We start from the raw sequence: 20,777 nt of genomic DNA, 5'->3' as shown, positions 1-20,777 counted from the left end.
TCATCTGACGAATTCTCGCGATAGCAAGTCGCGCGCGTCGTGTCGCGACGGTGCGGCCTCGTCGATCGCCTGAAGCAGCCGCTCGGCCGCCTGCCGGTCAGAGGCAAGCAGCGCGCTGGCCATGCTCATCAGCGGCGCATAGGCCGGCTCGAACTCCGCGCTGGCGTGGATCGAAGCGAGCAGACCAGGTGCGGCTACAGCGATGAGCGCGGCCCCGCGCGGTTCGCCCGTCAGCGCTGCGCCGGCTTGGATGAAGCGGTTGCGTGCCCGCCAATACGCATCGAGCCGGTGATCCCACGGTCCGCGCCGCGATGGACTCAATAATTCGGCCGCATCAGTCTTTGCTTCCGTAATGACGGTCGACAGCAGCTGCCACGGGGGCGCCGAGAGCGCGTGGACGTTGCTCCGCGCGTCGAAGGTGACGAACGGAAAATCGTCGGTGTTGCGCGGCCCCGGACCGGCAAAGCTCGCGAGCGCTTTCGCGCCGGCGACATACTGGCCGAGAAGATCGATCGGCTGATCGAAGCCGAGGGGTTGAATGAGCGGACGAAGCGTGCCTTCCGAGAACCGTGCAGCGAGCGACTCGGGGTCTACGGGTCTAGGGGCGCGCGATCCGATCAACGCCAGCATCGGCGTGCGCACACTGTAGTGATTCAACCACGCCGAACCTTCCGGAAAGATCGCGAGGAAGCTTCTGACAATGGCCCGCAGCGACGGCGCATCGAGCTGATACAGCGGCAGCCACTGACAGAACACGCCCTCGGTCGCCAGCCGGCGCTTGACCGCCTCGAAATGTTCGACCGTGTACAGCGCGCCGCTGCCATCCAGCGCCGGATGGAACAGGTCGGCCACGATCACGTCGTAACGTCTTTCATCCGCAACGATGAAGCGCCGGGCATCGGCAATGGCGATCGGTGGCCTGTCCTGCTTGGACGCCGGATGATCGAACCACGGCAGCAGCGCCACGACCTCCGGGGACAGTTCGACCGCCTGCACGTCGAGGTTCGGCATCTGCGCGGCGCCGAGCACGGTCGCTCCGGTGCCGACACCGAGGAAAAGCGCATTGCGCGGCGCCGGATGCAGCAGCAGCGGCAGCATGGCCTGGCGGAAATCGGAGCGCACCGAGCTGGTGCCGCCCATGCGGAAGTGGCCGTTCACTTCGAGATAGCGTGTGCCGGAGGCATCGTCGACGACGCTCGCAGTCACCATCGGTCCCTCGCGCAGCGCCAGGAGCTTGCCGCCGGGCGGGAGCTTGATGAGGTCGGGAGCAGGGAGCCACAACATCGCCGTTCCGAGCAGAGCCGGCACCGCGGCCCAACGCAGCGCTGCGCGGTGCGGCTGCAGCAGCACGAGGTATCCGAGGGCAACGAGAACCAGCGCCTTCCAGCTGCCGAACGCTGGAATCAGCAGCTGTGCTGCAACCAGCGGCGCGATCGCCGCGCCGAGGCTGTTGATGCCGACCGCCCAGCCCACCGAGCCCTTGATGTCGCGGACATCCTGCATGAGCTGGCCGAACAAGGCGCCCATCGCCATCGACGGCAACAGGAAGAGCACCAGCGCGATGCCGAGCTCGCCGGCGACGCCGAAACTCGCCGCACGATCGGCGAAGCCGGTGAGCAAGGGCGTCGTCAGCGCCGTGCCCAGGCAGACGAGGGCCGTGCTGCTGATCAGCCCGGTCCTGCCAAGGGCGACGATTGGCCCGACGCGCTGCCAGATCATTCCGCCCATCGCGGTCCCCAGCAGATAGGCGGCCAGCAGACAGGCGAAGCTATAGACGGTGTCCTGCATCATCTGCGCGGCGAGCCGCACGACCAGCACCTCGAACGCGATGCCGAGCAGGCCGGTGGCGAACAGAGTTCCTGTCAGGCGAAAATCGGCAACGGCATGCCTGCGTTCGTCTCGTTCGCGTGCTTCGACCTGCAACGACCGGCCGAGGCGAAGCGCTGCCAGTGCGCAGCCCGCGTTGACTGCGGCCAGGCAAAGCAGCGTCGTCGACAATCCAAACGCGGGGATCAGTATGAAGGTGGCTAGCAGCGTACCGGCGACGGCGCCGGCCGTGTTCGCGCCATAGACGCCGGCGCTGACGGGGTGCGGGCCACGGGCTGCGGACATCATGCGTTCCAGCGCGGTCAGCGTCCCGCCCATCGCCACCGTCGCCGGCAACAGCACCAGCGTCGGCAGCAGAAAGCTCGCACTCCATAGCAGGACGGGCGAGGGAGCGATGCCGAGCAGCGGCGCCAAGGCGCGCGCGCTCGCGGGCAGCAGCCATATCGCACACAGGCCCCAACCGCCGATGACCACTTCGAGGACGGCATAGATATGGTGCGGATTGGCGGCGCGACGAATCCGGCCGTCCAACACGAACGCCCCGAGCGCGAGGCCGCCAAAGAAGCCTGCGATGGCGCCCAGCACGGCCATCATTTCCGTGCCCAGAGCGAGGGCGAGCTGCCGCGTCCAGACAATCTCGTAACCCAGCCCCGCAAGGCCGGAAGCTGCAATCAGCAGCTTCAGGGCCCACAGGTCTGCCGTTGGGCCAGCGAGCGCGCCCGTGCCAGGAGACCAGAGGCCTTGCTTCTTCGCGGTCAGATCGGCCTCGCGCGAGTCTGCGTGGCGTGCTTTGGTCAAGGCTTGATACTCGCGGTTCACAGGGAGGTCCTCGGACGAGGCTTGCGCGATCGCTTGCGCCGGGACCGTCTCCTTCTGTTCGCGTTTCGTGACGGTGGTTTGACAGGAATGGATGTCCGGTCCGCCGCAGCGCATTGCACCGGCGGCGCAAGCGGAGAGCCGGAGGTTCCCGGCGATCTGCGTTCAGAACTTGAAGGGCGTGGCGTAGCCGGTGGTCTGGCGCACCACGGCCTCGGCGCCTGGCGGAAGCGAGAAGACCCGCAGGCTGCTCAGCGCGCGGCGATCGGAGCCGTTTTTCTTGGGCAGGCTGTCGTAGTCGAAGGTGGAATACTCCACCTTGTAGGACTTGATGTTGTAGTTCTTCGAGCTCGCATACGCCTTGTTGGTCGACCAGCCGGTGAGCTCGATGAAATAGATCCGGTCCGGGACCGGCGTTCCGTCGTTGGTCTTGGCCGGATTCGCTCCGTATTCATTGTACTGGACCAGCGGCGTCTCGCGGCCGCGCGCCTTGCCCTCGCGATGCTTGCGCTGCTGCTCGCCCCAGCCTTCGGGCTCCGGATAATAGTTGATCTTGTCCCGGGTCGAGATCAGGCCGCCCGACAATGGTGAGCTGACGACCGTGTCGGCGTGGGGAATCTGGTGGCCGCGGACGTAGCCGATCTGGGTCTTGTCCTTGAAACGGAACATCGAGCGTTGCAGACGCCGTCTGAGCACGGCGTGCTTGATGTTTTGCCGGTATCCGACCGACGTGATCGGATATTGTCGGGAGACGCCCTTGCCGGTATTGCTCGAGCGAGGCACCCAGAACGAGAAGACGCCGCTGCCCTTGCCCCCGGTCACGGTCAGGACGGTGCCGCCATAGCCTTTGGTGCCAAACTTCGCGCTAGTTCCATAGCTGACCGTCGATTTGATCTTGAAATCAAACGCTGCGGCCGATTTGGAGGCAACGCGCTTGGATGGGCGCCTGCGCTTGATGCGCCGGTTCTTGCCGACGGCGAGGCCGCTCGGATCGGAATGGCTGACCGGATTGCTATGGCAGTATTCGTAGAGGTTGAGTCCGTCGACCTCGCCCAGCGGATCGGCCGTCAGCCAGCGTCCCCATGATGGGACGTAGTAACGTCCGCCGAAATAGGAGAGGCTGGTTTCGCCGTCGTGCTCCTTGCCGGCAAAGCCGAGCCGAGCAGGCAGATCCGGAGGTGCGGGCGCGAGCGACACGCTGAGCGGTCCGTAAGGATAGTAGTCCTGATAGCGCTGCATTTCGGCATTAGAGCCGAGCTCGAGCATGACCGAGCTGAGGCGATCGGTGATGAGGTAGCTCGGCGCGAGCCGGGTGCCATCGACGGTCACGAACAGGGTGTCGCCGAACGCGCCGGGCACCAGCAGCGACGTCCGTATGCTCGAGTCCTTCGCCTCGATATACGCAGCCCCGAGGTGGTAGATGTCGGCATCCGCGCTGGCCTTCCGCAGGCGAAGGCCGTCCTGCCCGTAGCAATAGCGGACGTTCGGCTGTGGCGCGGCCGCGGGGGTAACCGCGGTCAAGCGGTTCTCGAAATCGTAGCCGAGGGTGGTGCCGTCGGCCAGCGAGAGCAGATTTCCGGCGGCATCGAAGAAGCCGTCGACCGTCCCGCCGTGGCCGAGCATCGAATCGGCTACCGCATGGTTCGAGGTGGTGGACACGGTGAGCGCGATTGCGGCAGCTGAGCCCGCGACGGCAACGAGATTGTTGCCGGGATCATAGCTGATCGTCTGCGTGTAGGCCTGCCACGGTGGACTCGCCTGCGCAGCCTCGAAGCCGGTCGCATTCGTCAGGCGGTAGATCGCGTCGAACGTGTAGTCCTTGATCAGCGGCTGCGCCGAACCTCCCATCAGGGCCGCCGCCGCATTGTCGACGACCGAGGAGACGTTGCCCTGGGGATCATAGACATAGCCGAGATCCTGCAGGCGCGCGCCGTCCGAGATTCTCGTTGCGGTGGCGGCAATCAGGTCGCCGGTGAGCGGATCGTAGCTCCAGGCGAGGTTCATGCCATCGGCGTAGCGCGCGGTGACCGGGCCGCCGCCGGCTTCGTAGCGCAGGCCGTCCTCGATCGTATTCGGGGCAGCAGCGCCGGCGGGCGTCACGGTGACGCGGTCGAGCCAGCCATTCGCATAGTAGCTGCGCGCGATCGTCGAGCCGTCGCCGCTGGTCTGCTCGAGCAGCCGTCCGTCCGGATCGTAGCGCCATCCCGCCGGCCAGATGCTGGCCTGCAGCGGCACGCTCGCGGTCCAGTCGATCGGCGTCACCGCCGATTGCGTGAACTGGCGCGTGGCGCTGGTCTCGCGTCCGCCGATGTCATAGGCGAGCGTCGTCTCGATGCCGGCCTGGTCGTGCTGCAATACCAGGCGGTTGACGCTCTGCGTCGCGGGATCGCTGCCATAGGCGAAGCGCGCGACTTCGATCGGGCTCGCGGCATTCTTCAGCGTCACGAGCCGCCGCTCCGGGCGCCGGATCAGCGTCTCGTAGACAGTTTCGACATGGGCGCCGAGCGCGGTCCAGTGATGCAACGTTTCGCCCAGCGCGTCGCGCAACAAAAGCTCGGTTCCGGAGTCCGCGCGCGTGACGCGGATCGGCCGATCCTGCATGTCGTAGAGCGCGACCATGTTGTGCAGGCCGGGCGTGGCCGACAGGCGCGGATCGACCGCCGCCATGGTCAGCCCGCGCACATCGATCGTCAGCGTGGTCTGCAGGATCGATCGGACATTTTGGGCGTCGACGTTGATCGCATCGATGCGAACCGTCTGTCCCTGCGGATCGAGGCGATCGCTCGTCGGGGTGTCGGCGAACCGCGCCGCCTGTTGCAGCGCCCGCCTCTCCTGCTGTGGCAGGTCTGGATCGTTGATGTGGGTCTGATAGTATGGCGATTGCAGAACCGTGTCGTCGGCGTCCCAGTTCTCGACCGTCCAGGCGTCCGGATAGTGTGTCGCCAGGATGAAACCCTTGGCGGTGTCGATCCGGATCTGCCGGTCGAGCGCGTCGTATTGGAATGCCGTGAACGCGCGTGTGTCTGCCGGCTGAAACGCAAAGGTCTGCTGGAATGTCGGCACATAGGTGCGCAGCACGCGATCCTGATGGTCGTAATCGACGCGGGTGACGCTCCGCCACGTCCAGCCCTGCGTCGCCGTTCCGGCGACCGCAGCCGCCTCGACGCGCTGAAGCGCTTCGAGGCTGCGACCGAAGCCGTCGAGATAGCCGACGTTGATCCCCGGCTCCGCCGTGACGGGGCCGGTCCAGGTCGGCGCATCGCAATCGGCCATTGCCGCGATCGTGGCAAGGAAGGCCGGCTGTTCGTCCGCTGGATAGCCGGGGAGATAGAAGCCGCGGGCGCCCTGCAGATAGGTCATGGGATCGGCGACCAGCGTCGCGAGATCCGGCACCGGATGCGGCTGGTAGTTGGCCAGATCCATCCCGCCCTGCCACTTCCCCGCGACGATCGCATGCTGCGAGATCACCGTCAGGCGCTTGAGCGGGCTGTAGAGGCCCTGCGTGACCATGCCGTTGACGTCGGTGACCGTCCACGGCTCGAGCGCCTGGTAGTCGGGCGCCGAGGTCACCGAGAAGCCGAGCGCGTCGGTCGAGCGCGTGACGAACAGCTGATAGGGATCGTAGCCCAGCGTAGTGTGGGCGGCGGCGGTCTGAAACACGGTCTGGAAGCCGATGGGCTGAAAATAGCCTTCGACACCGGCGTAGCTGACCGTATCGCTGGGCGACCACCACATGCCCGCTTCGGACGCAAGCCCCGCTTCCGTGAGCATCGCCTCGTCGACGAGGCCGCCATAGGCCGTCGCGACGAAGCTTGGAGGAAACACCGCGTCGAGCGAATGATGCAGCAGGGCGCGCGGGCCGCATGATCCAAGCGGCAGCACGGCATCGCCCGCCGCATTCCAGTAATATTCGCGGCCCCAGGCCAATGACCGCGATTGCGGTCCGGTGCCGAACGGCTCGCCGTAATCGACCGGCTGCGCGAGCGCAGCCGCGATCGCCGCGGCGAGACCGTCATAGGAGAAGTAGCGACCGGCATCCGGCAGCACGCCCGCAGCCTCGTACTCCGCAGTCTCGTAGGGAATCCCGATCAGGAAGACGTCGGCCGTATCCTGGTTGCTCAAGCCATCGCGCGTCACGGTGATCCGCATTTCGCCCTGGGCCGGGGTCGTGGGTTGCGGCCGCGGGTAGAACACCGTCGTCGACCGTGTCGGGTGACCGTAGGCATCCCAGATGAGTGTCGCATCCTGCTCGATGCGCGGATCGGAGGCGACGCCGTCATAATGAAGCGTCGCGCTCTCGCGCGGCGTCAGCATCACGCTCGACCAGGCATCGCCGATATGCGGCTGCAGCTCCGTGACGGTCTGTGAATTCTCTTCGACCTGAAGCGGCGCCGTATCGAGGCTGCCGTCATCGGCGACGCTCCAGATCTCGGTACGGATTGGCGAGCCGGCCAGTGCGGCCGTCGCCTCTCGCACGGTGTCTGCGCTGCCGTCGCGCAGCGGCGGCGCGAGGACGCTGCCGCCGATCGTAGGGAGGGGGCCCGTTCCGGTGAAGAAGCCGGAGCTGTAGGCCGCCACTTCAGCATCCGGGCTGACGAAGCTGCCGGTGTAGCTCCACTGCTTCGTCAGTTGCGCCGGGCCGCCGATCGGCGCCGCGCTACCGTGCGGGCTGGGGAAGCTCCATAGCCCGTCGTCGACGGCGCGCGCGTTGATGCTCTGGACGAAGCCGAAGCCGCGGAAGCGGCGCTCGACAGGATCGTAATAGCCGTCGCGGTACTGGTGCTGCTCGGTGTTGACGAGGGCATTGACGCTGTCGGTATGGTCGAGCCGCTCGACGACGACGACGGGAAATGCGAGGCGCGTCAGCCAGGGCACGCCGCGGGCGCGGTCGGCCAGATAAAAGTCGGTCGAGCTGCGATAGGCAATGCTCGTCTCGCCGCCGATGCCATTGTCGGCTTGGGCCAGCAGATCGGGAAAGCCGCCATTGCAGACGTCGAGATACCAGCCGGCCGCGAACACGTCCTGTTGCGCGACGACGAGGCAGCCCTGGCCGTGCCCGAGCAGGTCGACGATCGCAACCGTGGTGGTCGGTCCTGCCGTGCACGGGAAGTCGATGCTGATCGGCTCGCCGAAGCCGGCAATCCCGGCGTTGAGATAGAGCAGGCCATGGTCCGGATAGACCAGTAGCAGATCGGCGGCGCCACCGAGGACGGTGCCGAGGATGATGCGATCCGCACCGATGAGTTCGCCGAAGCTCGGCGCATTGGGCCAGCTGATCCGTGCCCCGAACTTGCCGTAGCCGAGGTTCGGCCAGACGTCGATGCGTCCCGAACGGACCACGACGCGGTGCTCCAGCCCGTCGCCGAACATGTCCGCATAGGTCGACAGGATGGCAGCGCCGGCAGTTTCGAGATCGCGCGTTGCGGCGGTCGGCACCAGGGTCAGAGGCGGCGCGAAGCCAAGCGTGCCGCGCGAGAGATAGGCGCGCGTCTGGTCGCCCGAGGGCACGAGCAGGTCGGCAAGGCCGTTTCCGTCCAGATCGACCCATGCGCTCGCGGGGCTTGCGGCCTCGGCGGCGTAGCTCGGGAAGGTGCGGAAGCCGTCCCAGCCGCCATCGTTCCGGTTGAGGAAGAAGCCGCCATAGTCCGGCGTGTTCGCCGTGAGCGAGAGATGGCCATTGCCATCCAGGTCGCGCAGGGCAAAGCCGGGAACGTCCGCAGCGTTGGGAAAGACCGGCAGCGGCTCGACCGCGCCGTAGCGGCCGCCACCCAGCGGCGGCGCATAGCTCATCGTGGCATCGACGCTCAAGACGAGTCCCGGCAATCCTTCGCCATGCAGATCGGCAAAGTTGAGCAACGTGCCGCCTGGTGCCGTAGGGAGATCGGTGGTGCCGGCGATGCTGAGTCTCTGCCAGGTCGCCTCCTCCGGCTCGAACGGCGTGTAGTCTAGGGTCAGCGCCGGCAGAGATGCTGCCTGCAGGCTGCCATCGGCAGCCCGCCGCTGGCCGGTCAGCTGCGCCTGCACCAGTTTGTTGCTGCTTGGATCGTCATAGGTGAGACTCAGAACCTCATCGACCAGCGGGCCGCCGACGGCGGCTTCTGGGATGCGGTTGACCGAGAATACGCTCGCGCATAGCCGCAGCGTCTGCAGCGGAAAGCCGGTGCGGAACGAGGTCTGAGGGTCGCTGCGAGCAGGCCAGGGCCGGACCGGATCGGGATTTCCGGTCAGCGGGGCATATTCGCCGTAATCGAACACGAGCGAGAAGGCGAAGCTCTCTGTCGCGGCGCCCGCCGGCAGATAGTTGCCGTAGCGGACCTCGGCGAGATAGCGCTGCGCCGGCGCGGGAAAGCTCACGCCCGACCAGCCGACATTGTCCTCCGGCTTGTAGACATACAATAGCCGGTTGCCGAAGCGGTCGATCGTCTCCTCCGGCAGCCAGCTCGCGATCCGCCAGGGATCGGCGGGGTCTGCAATCCGCGCCAGGGCCGACTTTCCGAAGGTGGTGAGCGTGTCGTCGCCGTCGCGGACGCGCCAGAACATCTGGCCGTCCGATCCGGTCCATTGCTCGATCCGGATCGAACGACCGTCGACGCGCGGTGGAAAGCGGCGCACCGCATAGGTCACGCCGTCCTCGGTCGCGCTGCGCAGGTCGGGTGTCCATCCGCCATGGCCGTCGGGTATGAAGCCCGGCGTCAACTCCTGGCCATCAGGTCCGAGGAACGTATCCGTGTCGTTGTAGCGTGGGATGCCGGCATCCGTGCGCCGGGCGATTGTCCCGATCGAGAGCGAGAGGCCCAACCCGAATGGACCATTGGCGCTGCTGGCGGCATAGGCCAGCGACAGGTCTGGAACCAGACGCGCGACGTTCACCGGAAGCGGCAATGTGAGCGTGACCTCGCCCAGGAACGAGGACGAGCCGAAGGTCTCGCCATAGCTGCGGCCCGGCTTGCGGTCGGGGACCGCAAGCGTTGGCGGCGCCGGCCGCGGTGTTTGCGGCCGGCGCGGGTCGGTGCCGGCCGGTCGCGAGGGACCGGCCGATCCTGGCGTGCTGGGGGTCCAGGCCACGGCTCGTCTGCCCGGAGGTCAGATGGCGGTGAAAGTCGCCGAATCCGCCTTCGGATCGACTCCGCCACCGAAGATGTTGTGCAGATTGCTGACGGTCACCTTGTAGTCCGTGCCCGCCTTGAATGCCGCCTCCAGATGAACGATGAAGTTCTTCTCGGGATCGACCGTCGCCTTGGTGATCGAGACCGAAGGCGTCGTTGCATAGTTCGCAACGTTGATCGCTTCCTGCTCGATCGGTGCGTAGGTGAAGGTGATCGCCACGCCGCCGGGCTCGGCGGTTGCACTCTGCACGCCGATCATTGGCACAGGCGGACCGCCGCAGCACTCCGGCAGCGGGCCGCCGCCCATGCCCGACTGGATCGCCGAGAGCCGGCACGAGATCGACGGATACTCGACCGGATAGCCGGGAACGCCGCCGGCATTCGCGGGGCTGATCAGGCCCATCAGAGCCTGGATCTGAGTGAAGGCCGGCATCACCGAATTGATCCAGCTGTTGCCGTACCATATCGCCCGGCTGATCACGCCGAAGCCGAAGTAGTCGGCTGCGCCGGTGCCGACATAGCCGGACGGCGTCTTCGGCGGCAGCCCGATGAATCGGCTCACGCCATGGGCCACGGCCATCATCAGGCCCTCGTAGCTCAGGCCGACCATCCGCGCGAGCCCGCCGGTCACCACCACGAATTTCTGGCCATACTCCTCGAACGCATGGACGTTCGGCTCCATCGCATACCAGTCCAGATAGTAGTTGAACTCGGGATAGAAGCCTTTGAGGATCATGAAGATGTTCGCGATCTCGCTCTTCGGCACCGGGTTGGACAGCGCGAGCTGCTGGCCGTTCTCCAGGATGTCGTTCGCCTGTTCCGGCGTGAACATGCTGACGCCCATGGTGGTGTAGTCGGGGCCGGCGAGGCGATAGAACTGGAAGCGACCGTTCTGCACCGCGAGCTGGTGGGCTGCGGGCTCGTGGCCGTTGCTGCTGAATGCGAGCAGGGCTTTGCCGCTGCGGAGCTTGGAATGCTGCTTGGCGTAGTCGGCGCTGCCGATCTCGTGGCGCAGGCTCGCGTTCTTGACCTTCAGATTGGCGCCGAGGGAGTCGAAATGCATCTGTAGCGTGAAGTCGCCGGCCACGACGCCGGCGGCCAGCAGCAGATGTCCATCAGCGGAGCCTTTCCACTCGTTGCCCGTCGAAATATGGTGGATGCCGCCCTTGTAGTTACCGAGCGCGACCATGTGGATCGGCACCGCGGCCCCGTCCTCGCCCATGAGCTTGTCGTCGATGGTGAGCTTGCCCGCTCGGACCATCTCGCCGGTCGAGAGCACGAACACCTGATCGGAATTGCAGATCAGATCGGTCGGGTTGTCGCCATAGTGGATATAGACCATCGCCGGCGAATCGCCGCCGGCCATGCCGGAGCTGAATGTGACCGCCTTGTTGTCCCATTGCGGCTTGCCGTTGACGAGCTTGGCCGCCCTGACCTCGTTGCCGATCTTGATCTCCTGGATCGCAACCATGCCGTCCGGGACCGCGATCATGGTGTTGTAGGCAAAGCAGCTGCAGCAGCAATAGCAGTTGGCGACGTTCCAGCCGGTGGTGCCGGTCCCCTTCTGCGGTACCTGCTGCATGCACTTGACGATCAGCTGATCGGCCGGCCAATACAGCCACTGCGTCGGGACGTTGTTGTTGTAGTAGATGCACACCAGCGCCTGGACCGGGGCGTAATACGCCTGCTGCTGGCCGCAGAACTGATGGATCACCGGACTGATCTGCTGCAGATCGTCGCAGTGGTAGGGGTTGGCCAGAGCCTCACAGGCAGGCGTGAGACCGGCGGCGTTGAGCTTCTGGATGCAGACTGACGGATCGTATCCCATGACTAGGCTCCTTTCGCTTGATCGGTGTGGCTCGTTTCTTGGATTGTCGGCTCGCCCCAGCGACTGAGGCCCGCGATGTCGGGATGTGCGTCCGGACATCGCTCGAACGTCATCGCCGCCTTGCGTGCGACGGGGCAGCCGCAGATGCGGCAGACGCTCTTGCTTCCAGCCGCGGTGCCGGCGAGCTTGTAGAGCAGCTCCTGGCCCTCCGGCGGATGCGACAGGTTGGGGCAGGCCTGGCAAGCATCGAGCCGCCGCTGCAGCACGGCATCCTCGACCGACGTGAAGCCTGCGCGCGCCCAGCGCCACAGCGCGTCCGCGCCGCGGCGGAGAAGCTCGCCGGTTGGGATCGCGTCGCGCGGCGGAGGCGGATGAGCGAGCAGCTGATGAAGAAAGACCGGCGTTTCCCGACAGAGAATCAGGTTTGCCGCGTAGGACGGGTTCTGGACCGCCGCGGTGAGAACCCTCTCCTCGACGGGGCCTCTGAGTCCAAGAATCTTCCCGAGCTCGTTGCATTGCATGACGATTGTCATATCGTCGGCGCGCGCGCCCATGGCGACGCTGCTGCCTGAGGCAGCCATCGTATCAGTGTCAATCATGTGTGCAGGTGCTTTGCTGAAAGCCTTGTGTGAAAAAAAGTTTGTAGAAATTTTGCAGATATTACGTGATCAAACGCGATAACAATATGGGTTGCTTGTAGCCGAGAAATATCTCTATGGTTGTACATTACGCCGAGTCATTACCGAACGCAATACAAGAAGCGATTTCATCAAGCGATTTTCAAAAGGGAAGAGCCCATGGCTGCGCTCACCACGAATACGTTGACGAATCTCGATAGCTATTTGAAGTCCAACGAGCTCACCACGCCGAGCGACATCGACATCTATCGCTTGTCAGCCGACAAGGCAGCAAAGGCGGGCCTCTCAATCGATCAGATCAAGCAGGCTCGCCGGCAGCACAATCTCGCTGGCCATGCGGATCTCGCGAAGAAACTCGACGAGGCGGGCATCGTCTCTGCATTTCAGCTGGCCAACATGCCCAAGGGATTTTTCACCCGTAACTATTCCGACAGGCTCGGAATAGGCACGGGCGATGCGGCCGGATTGCATGATCGCGCGGTGAAAATCGCGAATCGGACGATGCAGCTGTTCGGAACCGTGCGCGGAGCGATTGCATCGCCGCATGCGCGCGCAATGAGGTCGAGCACCGCCGGACAGGATGCGATCGAGTATTTCGAGAACCTGCCGAGCTACCAGGATCTGTTCGGCAGTCTCAATTATTGCGCCTGCGAGAACTGCAAGTCGATCTTCGGGCCCGCGGCCTATTTCACCGACCTGATGAGGATCGTCGACGCCTATATCACCCAGCCCAACGCAGCCACCATTCCACCGGCCTTTGCGCTGAAGGCCCGCCGACCCGATCTCTGGACCATCCCGCTCACCTGCGCCGCGACCAACGACGTTTTGCCGCAGCTCACGATCGTGAACGGCGTGCTGGAAGCGACGCTGGTCAGGAATCTGCAATTCGCGTCGATCGAAGCGCTGTATCAGGGCATGGCGACGACGCTGGTCTATCCGGAGCAGCTGCCGTTCAACTACCCGCTCGATCGCGTGCGGCTGTTGTGCAGCCAGGTGAAGTTCTCTCTCGCCGACGTCTATGCGCTGTGGGGGGCGTCGGCCGCGGCGACGGTGCAGGAGCGCCTGAACTTGTCGCCCGAGCGCGCCGCCATCGTGATCGACACGGCAAGCGCCGGTCAGCTGGCGAGCTACTACAACGTCGCCGAGGCTGATCTTGGCACGCTTGGCGACGTCCATGTCTTCATGGAGAAGACCGGGCTCACCATTCCGCAGGTGCAGGAGCTCATCGTCCAGGGCGTCAGCGCAGCCGAGATTGCGGTGGGCGTCCCCAAAAATCTGTTCATCAACCAGGGCCTCGGCAGCAGCTTTCTGAAGCTTGATCTCACCGGCGATGATGACACCTCCAGGATCGTCAACCTCAACAACACCGCGCTCGATCAGATCAATCGGCTGCGCCGGCTCGCTGACGCGCAAGGCTGGACACCCTCGGCGATGGACTGGTGCCTGCGCGCGGTGAAGAACGGAGCGAGTCCGACCATCGATGCGACCGCCCTCTCCGGCATTGCCCGCATTGCCGCCTTCGCCAGCCGCTTCGACCTGCCTGTGGTGCAGGCGGCGACCATGTTCGGGCCGATCAAGAGCTATGGCGGCGATATGGCCGCGCCGGAGGCGCCGTCGCTGTTCGATGCGCTGTTCAACGGCCCAGCGACCGTCGCGCAGTCAGGCCTCTATCAGCCCAGCGGCAATCCGCTCAATCCGCTCTATGCGAGCGACCCGTTGCCGTGGACGCCAGGGTCCGGGGCGGCCGACGGCGTGGCGTCGATCACGCGCGTCGCGCTCGGGCTCGACCAGTCGCTCGACGCCCTCAACACGCTTGGGTTCGCGCTCTATGGAAACGCCGCTCAAAGACTCACAGTCGATGTCCTGTCGGCGCTCTATCGCCACGGCCTCTTAAGCCGCTGTCTCGGCCTCCCGATGGATCAGTATGTGTTGCTGCTGGCGCTCAACGGCCTCACCAAGCGCACGGTGTTCGAAGGGGACGATCTCGGAAAATTGATCGCTGCCGCCGACTGGATGGCGGCGGCCGGGCTCGACGTGTACACGCTGGGCTACGGCATCGCGGGGGTGCCGAGCAGCTACGTCGATCCGTTGTACGATCCCGATAATGTCGTGCCCTGGCTGATCAGCCTGCAGAACATCGTTCCTGATCCGGACGCGCCGGATGCGGCTGAGGCAGTCACCCAGCAGCTCGCTCTCTTCTTCAACACCGACCCGCCGATTGCGACGCCTTGCCAGACCATGGCGCTGGCCGCAGTCGCGCTGCCGACCGGCGTCAACGAGTGGTGGAAGGCCTTTCTGGCGGTGGATGGCGACGGGGAGCCGCTCTATCCCGACTATGTCCAGGAGGTGATCGAGCGGGAATCGCGCTGGCTGGTGCTTGCATCCGCCGGCTCGCTGTCGGCAGCTTTGCTCGGCAGCGTCGCGGCAGTGCCGGCCGCCTACGGTCTGCCGACGGATTTCAAGACCATCGACTGGGGCATGGTCGTCAGCGTGGTCGGCTTCGCGCAGATGCAGAAGGCATTCGGCGATATCCGCAACGATCTGCTGCAATATGTCGCGCTGACCAGCTCGGGAGCCTCGGTCGAAAAGCGTATCGCCGCCCTGCATGCGGCGACCGGTTGGAACGCCGACCAGATCGCGCAGCTGCTCGGTGGACTCGCCAACGGCCAGACCAACCTGTCGGCTCAGATTGCGCTGATGCAGCGCTGCTTCACGCAGATCGCCGCCTTTGGCGCCGACACGACGTTCATGACGCGGCTCGCCGCCCTGTCGACCAAGACCGCGGCGACCGGCTGGGCCGACTACAATCAGATGGCCGACCTCGCGCAGGCGAAGATCAGTGCCCGGATGGGACAGCAACGCTGGGCGCAGATGGTGCTGCAGGTCGAAGGCGATCTGCAGGTCCATCTGCGCAATGCGCTGGTCGGGCTCGAGCTGACGTTCCTGCACGCCCGGTACAGGGACATCAAGACGCCGAACAATGTCTACGAGTTCCTGCTCACGGATGTCGAGACGGGGCCTGAGTCCCAGCTCTCCTATCTTAAGGAAGGGCTCAACGCCGTCCAGCTCTATCTGCAGCGCTGCCGGCTCCGGCTCGAGCCCGGCGTCGAAGTGATCGAAATTCCGCCGGTGTGGTGGGACTGGATGATGGACTACCGGGTCTGGGAAGCGAACCGTCGCATCTTCGTGTATCCCGAGAATTATCTGCTGCCGCCGCTGCGCACGGATCAGACCAGCCTGTTCCAGGCGCTCGCCGCTGACCTGCAGCAGGGCGAGATCACCGACAGCTATGTCGAGAACGCCTATGCGAGCTATCTGACCGGCTTTGCCGCCGTCTCGGCGCTCAAGCCGGTCGACTCATATCGTTGCACCGTCCAGGATCCCAGGCGCGGCAAGGTCCATGCGCTCTATCTGTTCGCGCGCACCGCCACGTCGCCTTACACGTTCTATTTCTGCCGCCAGCTCGATGCGACGCCATGGTCGGAATGGCAGAAGATCGACCTCGCGATCGCCTCGCCCTATGTGACGCCGATCTATGCCTTCAACCGCCTGTTCCTGTTCTGGGCCGAGGTGAAGGCCGTCAGCACGCCGAGCATCCAGGTCGGAACAACGGGCGGACAGACCAACAATGACGTCGTCTACCAGGCGACGCTCAGATATTCGTTCCAGGACCATCAGGGCAACTGGGTGCAGCCGCAGACGCTCGCCGGCGATGTCGTGATCTACTTCAGCGGGCAGGGCAGCGATGCGGTGCCGCTCGCGTCCGACCCGCTGTTCGCCAACGACTGGTCGCTCGACAGCGTCCCATGGCGCCGGCTGACCGCAATTCGCCTGGCCGCCGAGAACTGGCCGTACAACGAGGCGCCGACCAGCGATTTCGAGCGGATCGTGATCGGTTTTGGTCCCTACATCTCCGACGTGCCGAACCAGAATCTCAGCCCCAACCAGACGGCTCCGGCCAACGCCGGAGCACAGGCCTTCCTGGAGACGCTCACCGACCGCGTGTGGGACAACAATCGAATCGTGCTGGAGCGGCTGTCGGGCGGGCTGCCCGTGATGCCGACCTGGGTCCTCAATGCGAGCCTCGACGTGAGCTATCTCGGCCACAACACCGAGTTCCTGCTCACCGATCCCTACCGCCCGGCGGCGCCGCTGGCGCAGTTCCGGCCCAACTTCGACGACCTCAACGGCTACGTCCAGATCATGACCACCGCCGCGCCGATCTCGGTCGGAAATTTCGGCGACATGATCGAGCTGATCAACCTCTCGCCGGCGCCGACCAACCTGGCTTCCACCGCCTTTGCCTCGGAGACGATCTCGAGCACCGCGGCGAGCGCAATCTTCAATGCGCTGGTGGCTGCCGGCGTGCTGACCGCGGCCGGGGAGATCGTCGCCGCCAAGATGCCGTCGCTCGACCTCAATTCCGCGCTGGCGTCGCTGCTCGCCACGACGGATTCAAAGACCAGGATCGGTGAAAACCAGCTCCCCGCGATTCTTGGCGTGCTGCTGATGAATCTCGGAAGCCCGTTGCTGTTCTCCTCGGTGCTCGGGACCGACTCGCAGATCAGCAGCGTCAAGAACCAGCCCGGCTGGTTCAAGCTCGACGCCGGGCCCGAGAGCTTCCTGCTCCGTCCGGCTGCTACCACGGGTACGCCGCAATACACCCCCGTCAACGAAGGCGCGCTGCTGTCGCCGCCGCTGCTCAACGCCAACAGCTTCGTGCTGGCCACTGTCACGCCGGCGATCGACGCAGCGCTGGCGGCGCAGATCTTCAGTACGCTGCAGCTCTACCAGATCATCGACGCCCGCGGCGTCGTCAACCCGGTCTATCTCGCCGCGGTGCCGCTATCGGTTGCGCTGGCCAACCTGAACCTCAGCACGAAGCAGCTCGACGCGCTCAACGGCGTCGTCAAGAACATGTCGGTGGTCTACAACAGTTCCTTCGTCGGCGGCCGCATCACCCCCGCGATCTCGCAGCAGATCTACGACCTGCTGAAGGAATATACGATCATCGACCAGGCGCAGAGGCTGCATCTCGAGCTGTTGAGCAGCCAGCTGCTGGCCAGCATCCTGGCGAACATGCTGAGCGCGGGAACGCTGTTGCCGCGCGACGTGTCGACGATCTATCGGACCCTGGTGGAAAGTCCGGTGCCACTGAACGTGAGCTACTGGAACGCCGTCGACACGACGGGATTCACGACGCTGGCCGGCATCCAGTTCGAGGTGATGCGGCTGACGACGGCGGCCGCCGCGCCGTTGAACCGCGCCTTCTTCACCGGCGGCATCGACCAACTGCTCAGCCTCAAGACCCAGTCGATTCCGGTCACGCCGGTGCTGCCGTTCGGAAGACTCACGCCGTCGTCCCAGATCATCTGGCCAAGCGCCATCGATGGTGCGCAGGTCGACTTCGACGGGCTCTACGGCCAGTACTTCTGGGAACTCTATTATCACGGTCCGATGCTGGTGGCCTACAGTCTCGGCCAGAACCAGAAGTTCTCCGACGCCATCGCCTGGTATCAATACGTCTTCGATCCGACGGTCAAGGAAGCGTTCGTCACGCCGACGACCTTTGCGATCGAGTCGAACCAGGCGATCTCTCCGACAGCCTCCCAGGAAGCTTTCACGCTGTGTCAGCAGAACGACGTCGACGGCAAGCCGATCATCAGCACCGAGGGGCGTGTCAATCCGAAGTTCACCGCCAGCACCAGTATGGCGTTCCTGCCGAATACGCTGACGCCGGTGCAGGTGCAGATGATCGTGAACGTGCTCCTGAATTACCAGCTGGCGAGCCCCGCCTGCCATTATTGGATGTTCCGGCCGTTCCGCATGCAGACGCTGCAGAGCCTGAGCTACATGCTCTCGGACGACAACCCGGCGATCCTCGCCTATGAGGACGACCCGTTCAGCCCGTTCGCGATCGCGCGGCTGCGCGTCAGCGCCTTCGAGAAGGCGACGGTGATGCAGTATGTCGACACGCTGATCAACTGGGGCGACAGCCTGTTCGCGCGCTCCACGTGGGAATCGATCACGGCGGCGACGATGCTCTACGTCTATGCCGGCAACCTGCTCGGGCCGCGACCGCAGCAGGTCGGCGTCTGCCAGGGCCAGGAAGAGGCCAATTTCCAGGACATCCAGGATCATTACGGGACCAATCCTATCCCGGTGTTCCTGATCGATCTGGAGTCCGTCGTGCCGCCGATCCATTCCGGCGGCAATGATCCGGTGCCGGTCGAGTCGCACGCGTTCAACGATCTTGGCGCCTATTTCTGCGTGCCGGAGAACGACGTATTGATCAGCTATTGGGATCGCGTCGAAGCCCAGCTCTACAAGATCCGCCATTCGCTCGATATCAACGGCAATTTCCGCCTGCTTGCCCTGTTCGAGCCGCCGATCGATCCACTGGCGCTGGTCAAGGCGGCCGCCGGCTCGAACAACTTCCTTCCGTCGGGGGGCGGATCGCAGAACCAGGCGCCGCCGAATCGGTTTGCAGTCGTGCTCTCGCGCGCGCGCCAGCTTACCGCGACGGCCAGCCAGTTCGGCGGCCAGCTGCTGGCCGCGATCGAGCGCAAGGACAGCGAGGCGCTCGCGGTGCTGAGCAACACGTTCGAGGGCCAGCTGCTTGGATTGTCCACCCAGATCCAGGAAGACCAGATCAGCCGGCTCGAGAACACGATCACGGCGCTGCAGAAAAGTCAGGCCGGCGCAAAGGCGGCGCTCGACCACTACACGGCCTTGATCGATCGCGGCCTGATCTCGTCGGAGCAGACCAACCTGGATGCGATGGCGGCAGGGCTGGCCTTCAATATTGCCGGCAACATCCTGCAGACGGCGTCGGCGATCGCCTACACGGTTCCACAGGTCGGATCGCCCTTCGCGATGACCTATGGTGGCGTCCAGATCGGCTCGTCGCTTGCCGCCCTGGCCGCGGCGGCCGGAATTGGCTCCGAAGTATCGAGCTTCGTCGCGCAGCGTTCGCTCACCATGGCCGGCTACGAACGACGGACCGAGGATTGGACGCTGGCGCAGTCCAATGCCCAGGCGGAATATGATTCGCTCACGGCGCAGATCACGGCGGCCCAATACGAGCTCCAGGGCACGCGCCAGCAGCTGGTCGTTCACAACAAGCAGATTGCTCAGAACCAGCAGATGGCGAACGCGCTCTCCAGCAAGTTCACCAACGAGGCGCTCTATGTCTGGCTCGCAGGCCGGCTGTCCGGGCTCTATTATCAGACCTACCGGCTCGCGCTTCAGGCTGCCATCGCAGCCCAGGCGGCCTATCGCTATGAGACCGATTCGAGCCGCACGTTCATCGATTTCGACTATTGGGATCCGAAATATGCCGGCCTCCTCGCCGGTGAAGGGCTCTCATTGGCGCTCGACCTGATGGAGGCGTCATATGCCCAGGCCGATACCCGCCGCCTCGAGATCGAGCGCATGGTCTCGCTGGCGAGCCTCGATCCGTCGGCACTCGACATGCTGCGCCAGAGCGGCAGCTGCAGCTTCTCCGTGCCTGAGCTGCTGTACGACTATGACTATCCGGGCCAGTACGCTCGGCGCATCAAGTCGGTATCGATCTCGATTCCGGCAGTGGTTGGGCCCTATCAGAACATCAGGGCGACATTGACCCAGACCGCGAGCTGGGTCGCGGTGACGCCTGCTCTCGACAATGTCAAATGGTTGATCAGCAGGAGCGGCAACCAGCCTGCAACGGTCTGGAGCGATCCAAGTGCCGGCAATCTGCAGATCGCGGTCTCGCGCGCCATCGACGATAGCGGCATGTTCGTGCTCAATTTCGACGATCCGCGCTATCTGCCGTTCGAAGGCACCGGAGCCGTCTCCAACTGGACGCTCGACATGCCGATGGAGAGCAACCGGATCGACTTCAATCAGCTTTCCGACGTGGTGCTGACCATCCGCTACACCGCGCTCGCCGACGGCACGCTCGCCGCTGGCGTCAAGGGCGAGCTGGCGAAGCCGGCGAATGCGTTGCAGGTGGGCTATTATGTCTCCATTGCCCAGAGCTTTGCGACGCCTTGGCAGGCCTTCCTGCAGAACCATCAGCAGCCGGACTCGCAGCGGCTCGCGTTCGACTATGCGCCGGCCTGGATCGGCATGCTCAAATCGATGAAGCTGTCGAGCGCCGCGTTCCGCTTCACGTGCTCATCGCTGGTCAACATGCCCGCCAATTCGTTCGTCATCGGGCAACTGGCGGTCGGTACCCAGGCGCCGGTCGACATCACGATCGACGACACGGGCCTCGGAAGCGTCGCCGCTCCGCCGTGGACGCTGGCGCAGATGACCGGAACGTGGTCGATCACCTTCAACCTCGTCAATATCAGAGGCAACATGCCGAGCCTGCTCGCCAACGGCACATGGATCGATCCGACGAGATTGCTCAACGTGGAGATGCTGCTCGATTGCGCCGTGCTCGTGTATTGAGCTCTGATGTAGCGCCCGTGGCAGGGCGTATCGGGCGGGGCTGCACCTGCGTCGGCGACCGAAACCCGGCGCCGCCGTAGTGTCGTTCCGCCGGCCCTGCCACGGTCTCGTCGCCGCGGCACT

General features: G+C 64.8%; 5 protein-coding genes. 1 reads left to right on the top strand and 4 read right to left on the bottom strand.

All coding sequences use genetic code 11. From position 1 onward, the window contains the following. From S58_RS31810 to S58_RS31795, 4 genes are all read right to left on the bottom strand, one after another. Window positions 1–2,625, bottom strand: a complete 2,625-nt coding sequence (locus S58_RS31810) for a spermine/spermidine synthase domain-containing protein (protein WP_042341045.1) — start codon at window positions 2,623–2,625, stop codon at window positions 1–3. Between the two features lie 183 nt (window positions 2,626–2,808). Continuing rightward, on the bottom strand, window positions 2,809–9,708 hold the full coding sequence (locus tag S58_RS31805) for a SpvB/TcaC N-terminal domain-containing protein (protein ID WP_015669549.1): 6,900 nt from the start codon (window positions 9,706–9,708) through the stop codon (window positions 2,809–2,811). An 18-nt stretch (window positions 9,709–9,726) separates the two neighbouring features. Further along, window positions 9,727–11,577, bottom strand: a complete 1,851-nt coding sequence (locus S58_RS31800; protein WP_015669548.1) for a hypothetical protein — start codon at window positions 11,575–11,577, stop codon at window positions 9,727–9,729. Between the two features lie 2 nt (window positions 11,578–11,579). Further along, a complete protein-coding gene (locus S58_RS31795; protein ID WP_015669547.1) occupies window positions 11,580–12,176 on the bottom strand; it encodes a hypothetical protein in 597 nt (198 codons plus the stop codon). Window positions 12,177–12,374: 198 nt separating this feature from the next. Between S58_RS31795 and S58_RS31790 the strand changes: the two genes are divergently transcribed. Next, a complete protein-coding gene (locus S58_RS31790) occupies window positions 12,375–20,654 on the top strand; it encodes a Tc toxin subunit A-related protein (RefSeq protein WP_015669546.1) in 8,280 nt (2,759 codons plus the stop codon). The last annotated feature ends 123 nt before the right edge of the window (window positions 20,655–20,777 follow it).

The organism is Bradyrhizobium oligotrophicum S58 (assembly GCF_000344805.1).
GTDB lineage: Bacteria > Pseudomonadota > Alphaproteobacteria > Rhizobiales > Xanthobacteraceae > Bradyrhizobium > Bradyrhizobium oligotrophicum.
Note: the sequence above shows the minus strand (reverse complement) of the source record. Positions and strands in the feature narration are given on the sequence as shown.